The sequence below is a fragment of the Nocardia sp. NPDC004415 genome (genome assembly GCF_053602435.1).
Window position 1 is genome coordinate 1 of sequence record NZ_JBSGDP010000072.1, and the last position, 12,237, is coordinate 12,237.

The 12,237-nt window shown below is 67.5% G+C and carries 16 protein-coding genes; 7 read left to right on the forward strand and 9 right to left on the reverse strand.

The window, feature by feature from the left end; genetic code table 11:
- Nucleotides 1-426 precede the first annotated feature (426 nt).
- The gene (locus tag ACWEMY_RS25540) at nucleotides 427-1,068 is read right to left on the reverse strand and encodes a response regulator transcription factor (RefSeq protein ID WP_452392055.1); all 642 of its coding nucleotides are present in this window, start codon (nucleotides 1,066-1,068) and stop codon (nucleotides 427-429) included.
- Nucleotides 1,069-1,072: 4 nt separating this feature from the next.
- The gene (locus tag ACWEMY_RS25545) at nucleotides 1,073-2,251 is read right to left on the reverse strand and encodes a sensor histidine kinase (protein WP_452392056.1); all 1,179 of its coding nucleotides are present in this window, start codon (nucleotides 2,249-2,251) and stop codon (nucleotides 1,073-1,075) included.
- Nucleotides 2,252-2,358: 107 nt separating this feature from the next.
- Between ACWEMY_RS25545 and ACWEMY_RS25550 the strand changes: the two genes are divergently transcribed.
- Together ACWEMY_RS25550 and ACWEMY_RS25555 are read left to right on the forward strand one after the other, a co-directional pair.
- On the forward strand, nucleotides 2,359-3,291 hold the full coding sequence (locus ACWEMY_RS25550; RefSeq protein ID WP_452392057.1) for an ATP-binding cassette domain-containing protein: 933 nt from the start codon (nucleotides 2,359-2,361) through the stop codon (nucleotides 3,289-3,291).
- Entirely contained in the window at nucleotides 3,288-4,031 is a 744-nt protein-coding gene (locus ACWEMY_RS25555; protein ID WP_452392058.1) for a hypothetical protein, read from the forward strand. The genes ACWEMY_RS25550 and ACWEMY_RS25555 overlap by 4 nt, the downstream gene beginning before the upstream one ends.
- Here the strand turns inward: ACWEMY_RS25555 and ACWEMY_RS25560 are convergent.
- From ACWEMY_RS25560 to ACWEMY_RS25570, 3 genes are all read right to left on the reverse strand, one after another.
- Complete coding sequence (locus tag ACWEMY_RS25560; RefSeq protein WP_452392059.1) at nucleotides 4,028-4,450, reverse strand: hypothetical protein; 423 nt, start codon at nucleotides 4,448-4,450, stop codon at nucleotides 4,028-4,030. The genes ACWEMY_RS25555 and ACWEMY_RS25560 overlap by 4 nt on opposite strands.
- 219 nt (nucleotides 4,451-4,669) lie before the next feature.
- Complete coding sequence (locus tag ACWEMY_RS25565; RefSeq protein WP_452392060.1) at nucleotides 4,670-4,924, reverse strand: Txe/YoeB family addiction module toxin; 255 nt, start codon at nucleotides 4,922-4,924, stop codon at nucleotides 4,670-4,672.
- Nucleotides 4,921-5,187 (reverse strand): type II toxin-antitoxin system Phd/YefM family antitoxin, encoded by a 267-nt coding sequence (locus ACWEMY_RS25570; protein WP_375929506.1) that lies wholly within the window; start codon nucleotides 5,185-5,187, stop codon nucleotides 4,921-4,923. Before ACWEMY_RS25570 ends, ACWEMY_RS25565 begins: the two co-directional genes overlap by 4 nt.
- Nucleotides 5,188-5,327: 140 nt before the next feature.
- On the opposite strand from ACWEMY_RS25570, the gene ACWEMY_RS25575 reads away from it, so the two are divergent.
- Together ACWEMY_RS25575 and ACWEMY_RS25580 are read left to right on the forward strand one after the other, a co-directional pair.
- Entirely contained in the window at nucleotides 5,328-6,275 is a 948-nt protein-coding gene (locus ACWEMY_RS25575) for an SPFH domain-containing protein (RefSeq protein WP_452392061.1), read from the forward strand.
- Nucleotides 6,272-7,123, forward strand: a complete 852-nt coding sequence (locus ACWEMY_RS25580) for a hypothetical protein (protein ID WP_452392062.1) — start codon at nucleotides 6,272-6,274, stop codon at nucleotides 7,121-7,123. The genes ACWEMY_RS25575 and ACWEMY_RS25580 overlap by 4 nt, the downstream gene beginning before the upstream one ends.
- A 36-nt stretch (nucleotides 7,124-7,159) precedes the next feature.
- On the opposite strand, the gene ACWEMY_RS25585 is transcribed toward ACWEMY_RS25580, so the two are convergent.
- On the reverse strand, nucleotides 7,160-7,810 hold the full coding sequence (locus ACWEMY_RS25585) for a DUF4352 domain-containing protein (RefSeq protein WP_452392063.1): 651 nt from the start codon (nucleotides 7,808-7,810) through the stop codon (nucleotides 7,160-7,162).
- Between the two features lie 137 nt (nucleotides 7,811-7,947).
- Nucleotides 7,948-8,367 (reverse strand): winged helix-turn-helix transcriptional regulator, encoded by a 420-nt coding sequence (locus ACWEMY_RS25590; protein WP_452392064.1) that lies wholly within the window; start codon nucleotides 8,365-8,367, stop codon nucleotides 7,948-7,950.
- Between the two features lie 87 nt (nucleotides 8,368-8,454).
- On the opposite strand from ACWEMY_RS25590, the gene ACWEMY_RS25595 reads away from it, so the two are divergent.
- From ACWEMY_RS25595 to ACWEMY_RS25605, 3 genes are all read left to right on the forward strand, one after another.
- Nucleotides 8,455-9,279 (forward strand): NAD(P)H-binding protein, encoded by an 825-nt coding sequence (locus tag ACWEMY_RS25595; protein ID WP_452392065.1) that lies wholly within the window; start codon nucleotides 8,455-8,457, stop codon nucleotides 9,277-9,279.
- Nucleotides 9,280-9,370: 91 nt separating this feature from the next.
- Nucleotides 9,371-9,751: a DUF1304 domain-containing protein gene (locus tag ACWEMY_RS25600; RefSeq protein WP_375929501.1), complete on the forward strand. Its 381-nt coding sequence runs from the start codon at nucleotides 9,371-9,373 to the stop codon at nucleotides 9,749-9,751.
- 81 nt (nucleotides 9,752-9,832) lie between these two features.
- The gene (locus ACWEMY_RS25605) at nucleotides 9,833-10,435 is read left to right on the forward strand and encodes a TetR/AcrR family transcriptional regulator (protein WP_452392066.1); all 603 of its coding nucleotides are present in this window, start codon (nucleotides 9,833-9,835) and stop codon (nucleotides 10,433-10,435) included.
- A gap of 1 nt (nucleotide 10,436) precedes the next feature.
- Here the strand turns inward: ACWEMY_RS25605 and ACWEMY_RS25610 are convergent, their stop codons facing one another.
- Together ACWEMY_RS25610 and ACWEMY_RS25615 are read right to left on the reverse strand one after the other, a co-directional pair.
- Nucleotides 10,437-11,783 (reverse strand): permease prefix domain 1-containing protein, encoded by a 1,347-nt coding sequence (locus tag ACWEMY_RS25610; RefSeq protein WP_452392067.1) that lies wholly within the window; start codon nucleotides 11,781-11,783, stop codon nucleotides 10,437-10,439.
- Nucleotides 11,783-12,145 carry a PadR family transcriptional regulator gene (locus ACWEMY_RS25615; protein ID WP_375929498.1) on the reverse strand — a complete coding sequence of 121 codons (363 nt, stop codon included), beginning with the start codon at nucleotides 12,143-12,145 and terminating at the stop codon, nucleotides 11,783-11,785. Before ACWEMY_RS25615 ends, ACWEMY_RS25610 begins: the two co-directional genes overlap by 1 nt.
- Nucleotides 12,146-12,237 lie beyond the last annotated feature (92 nt).

A 12,237-nucleotide genomic window follows, 5' to 3' on the forward strand; every position in this document is an offset into this window, starting at 1 on the left:
AACTCGTCATCTACGACCCAGGGTGCTGCCACGACGAAACATCCTGCACGACAGCGAGTCTCACCGCTACATGACCGAACCCGTTAGGGGCTCTTAGCCTCGGGTTGCGGATACTTGCGCCACCTTCCCGAAGGATCGTTAGCACTGTCCCCTTGCCCATCCTGTACTCGTGCACTAGCTGAGTAGACGGCACGCCCGCCTCGTACTTGGAGACGATCTCCGCACGTAGCTCGGCAGTGAGCCGATGCTTCAACCTGCGTGGCGGCGGCGTGACCGGTTCAGGATCACGCGGTGGCTTGGAGGTAAGGCGATCCTTGAGAGTGACGAACCGATCTCTGAGGTGATCCTTCCTGGGGTAACCTCCTATGTAGTCCACTTCAGAGAAACCCTCGCCGACAGATGTCGGCGAGGGTTTTTCATCGGCCACTACACGAATCCGGATTCATAGGCCACGATGACCGCCTGGGTGCGGTCTCGGGCGCCGAATTTCGCCAGGATCGAGCTGACATGGGTCTTCACCGTTTCCGAACCCACGTACAGGTCGGCGGCGATCTCGGCGTTCGACAACCCTTTCGCCATCAGGCGCAGGACCGCCGCTTCTCGTTGTGTGAGGTCGGCGCGCTCCACTGTCGCGCGTGCGCGATCGTTTCCGCGGCCCGCCGCCAGCGACCTGATGGTGGCCGGATAGAGCACCGAATCGCCTTGTGCGACGGTGCGTACCGCGTTCGCGATCTCGGCGGGGCGGGCGCGTTTGAGCAGGAACCCGTCGGCGCCGGCACGTAATGCCTCGTATACGTAGTCGTCGTTTTCGAAGGTGGTGATGATCAGGATCTTCGGTGGGTCCGGGATGGCTCGAAGTACCGTCCGGGTGGCTTCGATCCCGTCCAGCAGGGGCATCCGCACGTCCATGGCGATGACATCCGGGCGCAGTCGCTTGACCTCGCTGACCACCGACACGCCGTCGGCCGCCTCGCCGACCACTGTGATTCCGTCTTGCGCGTCGAGTATCGCCCGCAGCCCGGCCCGCGCCAACGGTTCGTCGTCCACCAGCAGCACCGAGATGGTCACTGAATCACCCTAGGCCGCACGGTAGCCGAACCCATGTCCGCCACTGTCCGTCGTCGAGGCCAATGCGAGCATCGCCGCCGAGTAGTTCGGCACGTTCCCGAATCCCACGCAGTCCACTGCCGTGACCGGCAGGGATGGCTGGATCGGGGGTGGGGACGGGATTGGTCACCTCCAACTCGAGCCATCGCGTGTCCGCGTGCACCCGAACCTGGACAGCGACACCGCCGGCATGGCGCAGGGCATTGGTGAGTGCTTCCTGCAGAATTCGGTAGCCCTCGCGCGAGATCGGACCGGAGACCCGTTCGATGGGGCCGGTGATGTCGGCATCGATGGTGGCTCCCGCCGAACGGGCCGAGTCGAACAGCCGGGCTGCCGCGGTCAGCGTCGGGCGCTGGACCACGGGGGTACTCGGCTCACGCAGTACCGCGAGCACACGCTCGAGATCCTCCAGCGCGGCGCGGCCGGTGTCTTCGATCGCGGCGAGCGCGGTGCCGGTGAACTCCGGCTCACCGGTCGTGCGGGCGGCGCCGGCCTGCAACACCATCGCGGTGAGCGAGTGGCCGATCGAGTCGTGCAGTTCCCGGGCGATGCGGTTGTTCTCCAGCAGCCGCTCGGTGCGTTCTTCCAGAGCGTGCAGCCTCGTCGACGCCGACGGTCCGAGCAGCCACCGCGCACAGACGGTGACCACCTCGCCGAGGCCGATGAGCAGGGCGAGCAGCACCAGAATCGGTACCGGCGCGACAAGCGCGTACCACCACCGCGGGCCGTCGAGATGGAGCAGGGTGTCCCGGGTGGGCCCGGCTCCCAGTGCCGCTCGCATGAGATCCGAGCACAGCAGGATAGCCGGTACTCCGACGCCGAATAGTTCCACGCTCAACAACAACCGGATCTCGAGCCACAGCACCGTCCGCCAGCGATCCGCCCAGTCCGCGGCGGGCGCCACAGCGATCGAGGCATCGGTGGCACCGCGTTCGTGTGGGGTGAGGAACAGTTGAGCCTGGATCGTCTCGGCCAGCCGCACTCCCGGGAACAACCCGATCGGGACGGCCAGCAGGAGCGGCACCCAGGGGCTGTGCTTGTCGATGAACATCCACAACGCGACCGCGGTCATCGGCAGGGCCAGATGCAGTGCGCGGGTGTAGGTCACCGAACGCGTCAGTGGCCGCAACAGTGCTGTGAACACACATGCCATCGTGCCAGCGACCGTCGGCCGGCGGTTCCCCCGCGCGGGGGAGGTGATACCCGCTCGGTGGGGAAGTGCTGTCGTCGCAGCCGCGCGATGGTGTGAATATGACCAGTATCGAAGTCCGCGGACTCACCAAGACATACCGACGCACCAGGGCGGTCGACGGGATCGACTTCTCGGTCCGCCCCGGCCGCGTCACCGGATTCCTGGGGCCCAACGGCGCCGGCAAGTCGACCACGATGCGGCTGATCCTCGGCCTGGATCGGCCGAGCTCGGGGACAGCGACCATCGGCGGTCGACGGTTTCGCGACATCGAGTGGCCGCTGCGCACGGTCGGCGCCCTGCTCGATGCCACGGCGCCGCATCCGGCCCGTACCGCTCGAGCCCATCTCCTCGCGCTCGCTGCAGGCAACCGTGTTCCCGCCCGGCGGGTCACCACCGTCCTTGAGGAGGTCGGGCTGAGCGCCGTGGCCCGCCGCCGGGTCCGCACCTATTCGCTCGGTATGCGCCAGCGCCTCGGCATCGCGGCCGCGCTCCTGGGCGATCCACCGGTGGTCCTGCTCGACGAACCGTCCAATGGGCTCGATCCGGAGGGGATCATCTGGATCAGGGAAACGCTGCGCCGTTTGGCGGGCGAGGGCCGCACCGTGCTCGTCTCCAGCCACCTGATGGGCGAGACCGCCACCTTCGCCGACCAGCTGATCGTGCTGGGTCGCGGCCGCGTGCTCGCCGATACCACCTTGCAGGTCTTCCTCGACGAGCACGTGCAGTCGTGCGTCCGCGTTCGGACGACCGACGGAGCGCGGCTGCGCGAGGTATTGGCAGGCTCGGGAATCGCAGCGATCGAGGACTCCGGGTGCTGGTTCATCCATGGCCAGCGCCTCGACCGGATCGGCCCGCTGCTCGCGGACGCGGGCGTCCCGATCCTCGAACTCGCCGACGAGCAGGCCTCGCTGGAGGATGCCTACCTCGAATTGACCTCGGCCGAGGGCGAATTCGCGGCCACCACCCCCACACCTGAGAAGGCGCGACGATGACGTTCACCCCGGTACTCCACTCGGAATGGATCAAGGCTCGATCACTGCCCTCGCTGAACGGCATTCTGGTGCTGTTGTTCGCGGTGACGGTCGGACTCTCACTGCTCGGCAGCGCCACACTCGCCCACGAAGCGAAGGGCACAGCGGATTTCGATCCGGTGCTGCTGTCGTTCTTCGGCATCAATTTCGGGCAGGTCATCGCCATCGCCTTCGGTGCGGCCTGCGCTGCCGGCCCGTACCGCGACCACGGCATGCGGGTATGGCTGACGGCGGTTCCCCGGCGGGGCCTGCTGTACTCGGCCAACCTGACCGTGATCGGGGCACTGACCTTCGGTGTCGGGCTCGTCACGGGCGTGATCTGCTTGCTCGTCGGCCGGCCGCTCATCGGTGACGGCGCGATCGCACTCGACGATCCGGTCGGCTGGCGCGCCCTGCTCGGCTGCGCCGTATACCTGACGTTGATGGCGCTGATGGCCGCCGGGGTCGCCACCCTGCTGCGCAGTTCGGCCGTCACCATGGGCGTGCTGATCCCACTCGTCCTGCTGCTGTCGTTCGTGCTCGGCGATGTCACCCGAGGTGGGAGCGTCGCGGAGTACCTGCCGGACCGCGCGGGCCGCCAGGTCCTGGTGTACGACCCCACCGGCGCGCTCGGTCCATGGGCAGGTCTCGCGGTCACCGCATGCTGGGCGGCGACGGCCATCGCAGTGGGCTGGATGGCGTTGCGCCGCCGCGACTTTTAGCTGGAGCCGGTGGGAAGAAGTCCCGCCGAGCCGCTGCCCAGCTGGGCATCTCCGGTGATCTCGATGACCAGGGTCTTGGTGGAGGAGCCCTGGGTGGCGACGATGGTGTACGTGCCCTTGGCCGGCGGGCGCCAGGTGCCGCGGAGTGCGCTGCGTTCCCGGTCCGGGTAGTCGAGGCGCTCGGCCGAGGTGAGTTCCTGGCCGTTGATGGTCAGGGTGGCGGGCAGGGCGTAGTCGGAGCCGAACATCCGGGCCATGACGGTGCAGTTGGCGCCCACATAGTCGCAGGCGACGGGGATTTCGCTGTTGCCCCACGCCGAGATGGTGATGTCCTCCACCTCCGCCGAGGCGGTGGGGGCCAGGATGGCCGGGAGAACGAGTGCGCCCGCCGCCAGGGCGGTCAGTCCTGCGATTCGCATGAGTTCGGTGGTCCTTCGCGTCGGTGTGGACGGCCCCGGCTATGCGCCCGGAACCTCGTGCAGCGGAAGAGTTCCACAGTTCGCACGGGGCCGGTACCCCGAAAACCCAGGGCTTGCTACCGACCCATCGCACCGGCAATCATCAGGTTCTACGGCGTCGCCGCGCTGGTCCGGCGCCCTTTCGTGGCGTCGCTGCGCCAGCGGGCGAAGGTTGCGGAGTCAGTAGTGGTAGCGGGCTTGGGCGATGAGAATGTTGTTCCCGGCGACGGCATAGACCAGGCGGTGCTCGTCGTTGATCCGGCGCGACCAATAACCGGACTTGTCGCCCTTCAAGGGCTCGGGTTTACCCAGTCCCGAGAACGGGTCCCGCTCGATGTCGTTGATGAGGCGCATGATTCGAAGCGCCATTTTGCGATCGGTGGAGATCCAGTGACCGAGGTCCTCGAAGCCGACCTTCGCGAAGGTGACCTTCACCCGAGCTCTTCCGCGAGCCGCTCCATATCCACCTCGACCACCTCGCCGGCTTCCAGCTGAGCGATGCCCTGAGCGAGGCGGGCAGCGTTGGCGGGGGAGCGCATCAGGTAGAGGGTTTCGCGCAGGGAGTTGTACTCGTCTTCGGAGATCAGTACCGCATTGCCTTTTCGGCTGGTGATGTGGATAGCCACGGCATCGTCGTTGACCTGCTCGATGAGCGGGTACAAACTGGCGCGCGCCTCACTGGCGGACATGCTGGTCATCGGCTTGTTCCTTCCTGTGTCCCCAATAATCGTACCGGATTCCGGTACGAGTTTCCGGGGGTTGCTGGATGTAGTGATCCAGTGGTGCGCGTCAGCGGCCGGTCTGTTATGGTCAATACGACCATAACTAAGGAGAAGCGATGGCGGACATCAGTAGCTACCCCGGACTGCGGCATCTCAGGGGAGCCCCGACCGTGCATGTCAGGCATGTCCGCAGGGGCAAGGTCCTGCACGACGGCACCGGACTGAGCTTCTGGTTCCGGCCGGGTACCGCGGTTCTCAGCGAGGTTCCGGTCGACGACCGTGAGCTCCCGATGCTCTTCCACGCCCGTACCCGCGACTACCAGGACGTCACCGTCCAGCTCACGGTCACCTACCGCTGCACCGATCCCGAGACCGCGACGAGCAGGATCGACTTCTCGATCGACCCCGACACCGGAACCTGGCGGCAGGACCCGCTGAGCCAGATCGCGAACACCCTCACCGAGAACGCACAGCAACACGCCCTCGAGGTGCTGGCCACGCTCGACCTCGAAACCGCCCTGCGCACCGGCGTCGACAAGGTCAAGGAAGCCGCCACCCGCAAGCTGACCGCCGACCACATCGGGCTGGCGATCATCGACATCCGTGTCGTCGCGATCCGGCCCGACGCGGAGATGGAGAAGGCGCTGCAGACCACGATCCGCGAGAAGGTGCAGCAGGAAGCGGACAGGGCGACCTTCGAGCGGCGCGCGCTCGCCGTCGAACGCGAGCGCGCGATCAGCGAGAACGAACTGCAGAACCAGATCGAGCTGGCGAAGCGCGAGGAACTGCTGGTCGTCCAGCGTGGCGCGAACACGCTCAGGAAGGCCGAGGACCAGGCCAGGGCGAGCAGGATCGCCGACGACGCCAAAGCCGACAGCATCCGCAAGCTCGCCGAGGCTGAAGCCGCCGGGGAGAAGGCGCATCTGGACGCGTACCGCGAGATTCCCCAGGAAACGCTCTACGCGTTGGCCGTCAAGGAACTCGCGGGCAACCTGCCGGAGATCGGCAGCATCACCTTGACGCCGGACATGATCGCGCCGATCCTGCAACGGTTCAGCCGATGAGCCTGGCTCCGCGCGTCGTGCTGGTGCACCGGCGCACCGAACTGTCCGAACTGCTGGCACGGCACGGAACGCGCGGGCAGGTCGACTTCTTCCTGCGCTCGCGCGACAGATCGCTGAACGAGGTGGTGGAGCGTGACCGGCGGATCAACGCGGCATTGACCGAGGTCAGCGCCGCGATTCCGATGGGCTGGCGCCGCGGCGTGGTCGAGCGGGAGGACCTGTCGCGGTTCCTGTTCGCGCCCGAGGACATCGTGGTGATCGTCGGACAGGACGGGCTGATCGCCAACGTGGCCAAGTATCTCGACGGCCAGGTCGTCATCGGCATCAGCCCGGAGCCGGGGGTCCTCGCGAAGCACACCCCCGCCGACGCGGCGGAACTCCTGCACCACATCGGCGACACCGACGAACTCACCATGGTCGAGGCCAGAACCGACGACGGCCGGAAACTGCACGCGCTCAACGAGATCTACCTCGGCCACCCGACCCACCAGACCAGTCGCTACCGCATCCGCGACGAACGCCAGGCCTCCTCCGGCATCCTCGTCGGCAGCGGCACCGGCGCCACCGGCTGGTGCTCGTCGGCCCACCGCGAACGGAACAGTCCACTGACCCTCCCCGAACCCACCGAGCGCAGACTCGTCTGGTTCGTCCGCGAGGCCTGGCCTTCCCCGGCCACCGGAATCACCCACACCGAAGGCGAGATCACCGGCGAAAGCCTGCACATCGACATCGAGTCCGACGGCCTGGTCGCCTTCGGCGACGGCATCGAACACGACGCCCTACGCCTGTCCTGGGGCCAGCGCTTGAGCATCGGCCTCGCCCCCACCCGCCTCCGCCTCGTCCGCTGAGGCCGGGTGGTGCTGGGCGACGATTCGCTGAACTCGTCAGCGCAGCGCGACCTTCGCTCCGCCGGAGAACGCGGAGTCGTGCAGTTCGAGGGCGGCGGGTGTCGTTCCGGCGGGGACATCGAAGACGACCACGACCTGGACCGAGTTGCCGGGGTTGATGTCCGAGGTCATCGCGGTGTCTTCGTTGACATTGATCCCGGCCATGGTGTCGTTCTCGAACTCACGGCCCTGGTCGTCGATCAACTTCTGGTTGTTCGCCCAGTAGGACTGTGCCTTGTTGCCGATGTTGGTGACCGTGAGGTGCACCAGGATGTACTGGCCCTGGGCGGTCTTCTGCAGGTAGGGGTTGTCGCCGACGACCTTGACCGGCGGGTCGATCGCGGTGACCGTGAACTCGAATTTGCCGTCACGCACAGCTGATCCGGCGGCCGCGACATCGTCCTCCGGTGCCGCCGCGGGGGCACCGGGCGCTGTGGGTGCGGCCGTGGTGAACGTCGCGGCGACCTTGTCCTCGGTGTCGCTGCCCGCGACGATCGCGAGGCAGCCACCCAAACCGCACAGCACGAACACTCCGACGACCACCAGGATGATGACGTTCGTATTGCTCTTGCGCGGCGGATACGGCGGATATCCGGGGCGCTGGCCGTACGGGGGATTCGGGGGCGGCGGGTAGGGCGGTGTCGTCAAGTGTTGTTCCTTCGCTAGGTCCGCGTGGCTCCCACGCGGAGGTGTGATCTCCGGGGATCGAGGAAGTGTTACGCATTTCACGAAGTTGAGAGGTTTAGCCGACGGATGGGCGAATCCACTGGTAGTGGACTTGTCGCTCAGTGGATGTCGTGGCCCGGGTGAGTGGTGTCGTAGGCCAGGCGGGATTCGGCGATGGTTTCGCGGTGGGTGAGGGACCAGGTGGCGAGGGCTTCGACGAGGTGGGTGAGGGTGGCGCCGGTGGGGGTGAGGCGGTAGTCGACCTGGGCGGGGACGGTGGGGTAGACGGTGCGGGTGAGCAGGCCGTCGCGTTCGAGGCGGCGCAGGGTGAGGGTGAGCATGCGCTGGGAGATGCCGTGGATGCCGCGCTGGAGTTCGCGGAAGCGGCGGGGGCCGCGGGCGAGTTCGACGATGACCAGGACCGACCACTTGTCACCGACGCGGTCGAGGACGTCGCGGATGCCGCAATCGGGATGTTCGGGGAGGCCGCACGGGTCGAGGTCGGCGGGCACGGTTACTTCGGTGTGCGTGGGTGACATGAGAGTGCCTTCTTGTGGGTTCAGCGGTGGCGGGCGACTATTTCACTGTAGTTACCGAAGAGAACCACACGGGGAGAAGGCAATTCGATGATCATGGTCACCGGCGCGCACGGTCAGCTCGGTTCGGGCATTCTGGCTCGGCTGCTCACGGGAGGCGTCCCCGCGGTGGGTGGGAGCCGAACGGCCGCAACGGATATCCGGCCGCTGGATTTCGACGCGCCGGAAACCCTCGACCTGGCGGGCGTTTCGACGCTCGTGCTGGTCTCGGCGGGGTACGCCGAGGACGATCGGGTGATCGCGCGCCATCGAGCGGTGATCGACGCGGCGGTGCGTGACGGGGTCGGGCACGTCATCTACACCAGCCTGGCCGGGGCGGGTGACCACCTCGCCTTCGCCCTGGCCCACCGCGCCACCGAACGCCTGCTCGCGCAGAGCGGCCTGCGCTGGACTGTCCTGCGCAACGGCCTCTACGCGGAGTTGTTCGGTTCGTCATTGCAGTGGGCGGATATCGACACCGTCGAATCGGCGTTCGGGACAGGCGCGCTCGCGGCGGTGGCCCGGGCGGATCTCGCCGAGGCGGCCGCCGTCGTCGCCGCCGCACCCGTCGCCCACGCGGACCGGACCTACGAGCTCGTCGGCACGCCCATCACGGCCGACGCCGTGGCCGGGAAGCTCGGCGTCCGGCACCGCGACCTCGACCTCGCCACCCTGCGCGCCCGGGCGCTCACCACCGATGGCCTGCTGCCGTTCCAGCCGCCGATGATCGCGTCCATCGCCACGGCCGTCCGCCACGGATTCCTCGCCACACCGGGCCATGATCTGGAAGCCCTGCTCGGCCGCCCGATCACCGACCCGCTGACCGTCGCCGCCGAGACGGCCGCGCTGTCGCGTCCGGTGCCCGCCGTGCTGTGACCCGCCTCGGCCCGTCCTCGCCCACACGCCCCCGGCATCGGCGATACTCGAGCGACCCGGGCAGCGATGCCCACCGAACGAGAGGCGTGCGATGACGGTCGTGGCGTTGATCTTCCTCGGCATCGCCGTGCTCCTGCACGGCTACATCTTCGTCATGGAGTCCCTGCAGTGGACCAGCCCGCGCACCAGGGCGACCTTCGGCATCACCGCCGAACAGGCCGAGGCCACCCGGGAAATGGCCTTCAACCAGGGCTTCTACAACCTGTTCCTGGCCGTGGTCGCCGCCGTCGGCATGGCGTTCACGGTCTTCGGCGACACCGGCATCGGCCTGGCCCTGGTGCTGGCGGGTGCGGGCTCGATGGTGGCGGCGGGGGTGGTGCTGCTGGTCTCCTCGCCGGACAAGGCCCGCGCCGCCCTGATCCAGCTGGTCCCGCCGCTGCTCGGCTGCCTCGCCCTGCTGATCGCGCACTGACCCGCTGTTAGGATCCGGCAGTCAGATTCCGACGAGCAGCGAAGCGAGACAGTGGGCGCCGAGGACGCAGGGGACGGGCAGGTGGGACGGCCCGCACCGAAGAGCTCGCGGGGGCTGCGGACCAGGGCCGCACTGGTCGCCGCGGCGCGCGAGGTCTTCGAGCGCGACGGTTTCCTCGATGCCAGGACCAGCGATATCGCCAAGGCCGCCGGGGTCGCCTCGGGCTCGTTCTACACCTACTTCGACGGCAAGGACGAGATCTTCGCCGAGGTGGTGCGGCAGCTGCGCGAGGAGATGCTGCACCCGCACGTGCGCGAGCGCACCGGCGTGGACGACCCGCGTGAGCTGATCGCCGCGGCCAATGCCGAGTACCTGCGTTCCTACCGTCGCCATGCGCGGCTGATGGCCGTGCTCGAGCAGGTCTCGCAGGTGGACGAGTCCTTCCGCGCGCTGCGCTACGAGCGCGGGTCGGCGCTGATCGAGCGCAATGCGGCGATGATCGCGGAGCTGCAGCGGCTCGGCCGCGCCGATGCCGAGCTGGATGCGCGGGCGACGGCGCTGTCGCTGTCGGCGATGGTCAGCCGGACCGCGTATCTGGTGTTCGTCGGCGGCGAGCCGGTCCCGTTCGACACCCTGGTGGAGACGGTGAACCGGTTGTGGTTCAACGCCCTTCGCCTGTCCTGACTCAGTCGAAGGCGAACAGCGGCGGGATCGCGCAGACCACCGCGGCCGCCCAGATCCCGTAGACCGGAAGGTAATCGGTCTGCCAGCGTTCGAGATCGGCGAAACCGCGCCGCCCCCGCACGAATCCGACACCCAGGCGCACCGACCACACCAGATTCACCAGCAGCACCACATTCATGCCGAGCGCCACCACTTTGTTGGGGGTGGAACCGAATTCGGCGATCCGGGTGAGCATGGCCGCCAGCATCACCACGTCCACGGCCAGCGCGCTGATCACCAGCACCAGCTGGACCCGATCGAACAGGCCGGGCGGGGCGAGCGGGTCGCGGGCCGAGATCGAGTAGAGCAGCAGACCCAGGACCAGCACCAGGATGAGATCCATCAGGATCAGCAGGTTGCGGTCGACATCGATCACGCTGCGCGTGGTCGCGAAGGCCACCAGCAGGGCCAGCAGCATGAGGATGGTCAGCGGGGTGAACACCCTGGTCAGCACGGGTGCGATGTTCTCCACCACGCTCTGCTTGGCCTCGACCAGCCAGGCCGCCACGACCATGGCACCCGCCACGCCGAACGGCAGCACCCAGTTCTCGAAGATCGGCTCCACGTCGATGTCGAGGGTGCTGAAAGCACCGGCGGTCAGCCCCATCAGGACGCCGCCGCCGAGTGCCAGCAGGCTCAGATAGACCACCCACTCGCCGGTGAACCGGATGAAGTCCATCCGGCGCCGTTCACAGCGCCAGTCACCGCCGGCATAGGCGAGGCCGACGGCGAACCACAGGGCGATGGGGGCGTGGATGGTGGCGATGATCTCGGTCGCGCCGTCTTCCTCGAACGGGTACAGGTTCAGCACCAGTGCCGCGAGCACGAACGGAACCACCAGCAGCGCGGCGACTCTCGCGCGCACCTGCCGCTTCCAGGCGAAATAGGCCGCGAGGAACGGCAGGACGAGCAAGCTGACATTCAGTCCGAGATAGGGGTCGTCGAGGAAGGTGACACCCGCCTTCAGTGCCAGCGCGGCGCCGACGGCGAGCCCGAGGACGACGGTCAGTTCCCGATTGCTTTGGCGCGCATCGTCTTCGGTATCGGCGGGGAGCAGAACGAGCTGCTTCCACAGTCTTTCGGAGTGTTCGCGGGCGAACTCGCGCGAGATGGCGTCGACGGCACCCATTCGCTTCACCGCGACGAGGAAGGCCTCGTCGTCGGCGAGCCCGGCATCGCGCAGGGTCGAGATGCGTTCGCGCAGATGGTCTTCCATCTCGTCGATATCGGCGACCGAGATGGCGCGGTGGCGCTGGACATAGCCACGCCACTGGTCGATGTGGGCCTGCAGCTGTGCGTCGGTGCTCATCACGCCCAGCCCTTCGCGATCGTCGGCGGGCGGGTCGCGTCGCGCCAGACCTGTTCGAGAGCCTCGGCGACGACCTGCCACTGCGCCTGCCGTTCGGCGAGGGCGGCGCGGCCCGCCTCGGTGATCAGATAGTGCTTGCGGCGGCGGCCGCTCTCGGCGGTGCGCCAGGCCGAGGACACGTAGCCGAGCCGTTCCAGGCGGTGCAGCAGGGGGTAGAGCATGCCGTCGGTCCACTGCATCCGGCCCCGCGAGAGGGTGGTGACCTGCTCGAGGATGGCGTAGCCGTAGGACTCGCCCTCGGCCAGGATGCCCAGCACGAGGGGCGTGGCCGAGGCCGCCACCAGGTCTTTGTCTATGCGCATCGGGCTCCTATACCTAGAAGTGCTAGGTCATAACCTAGCAGATCTAGGTATGGTTCGGAGGGGTGTGACTTTCGCACCCTAGGGTGATAATC

Bases quoted from the DNA above. Each gene is read 5' to 3' on its own strand.
- ACWEMY_RS25550 (WP_452392057.1), top strand. From the start codon at position 2,359: ATGACCAGTATCGAAGTCCGCGGACTCACCAAGACATACCGACGCACC.
- ACWEMY_RS25555 (WP_452392058.1), top strand. From the start codon at position 3,288: ATGACGTTCACCCCGGTACTCCACTCGGAATGGATCAAGGCTCGATCA.
- ACWEMY_RS25560 (WP_452392059.1), bottom strand. From the start codon at position 4,450: ATGCGAATCGCAGGACTGACCGCCCTGGCGGCGGGCGCACTCGTTCTC.
- ACWEMY_RS25570 (WP_375929506.1), bottom strand. From the start codon at position 5,187: ATGACCAGCATGTCCGCCAGTGAGGCGCGCGCCAGTTTGTACCCGCTC.
- ACWEMY_RS25575 (WP_452392061.1), top strand. From the start codon at position 5,328: ATGGCGGACATCAGTAGCTACCCCGGACTGCGGCATCTCAGGGGAGCC.
- ACWEMY_RS25580 (WP_452392062.1), top strand. From the start codon at position 6,272: ATGAGCCTGGCTCCGCGCGTCGTGCTGGTGCACCGGCGCACCGAACTG.
- ACWEMY_RS25590 (WP_452392064.1), bottom strand. From the start codon at position 8,367: ATGTCACCCACGCACACCGAAGTAACCGTGCCCGCCGACCTCGACCCG.
- ACWEMY_RS25595 (WP_452392065.1), top strand. From the start codon at position 8,455: ATGATCATGGTCACCGGCGCGCACGGTCAGCTCGGTTCGGGCATTCTG.
- ACWEMY_RS25600 (WP_375929501.1), top strand. From the start codon at position 9,371: ATGACGGTCGTGGCGTTGATCTTCCTCGGCATCGCCGTGCTCCTGCAC.
- ACWEMY_RS25610 (WP_452392067.1), bottom strand. From the start codon at position 11,783: ATGAGCACCGACGCACAGCTGCAGGCCCACATCGACCAGTGGCGTGGC.
- ACWEMY_RS25615 (WP_375929498.1), bottom strand. From the start codon at position 12,145: ATGCGCATAGACAAAGACCTGGTGGCGGCCTCGGCCACGCCCCTCGTG.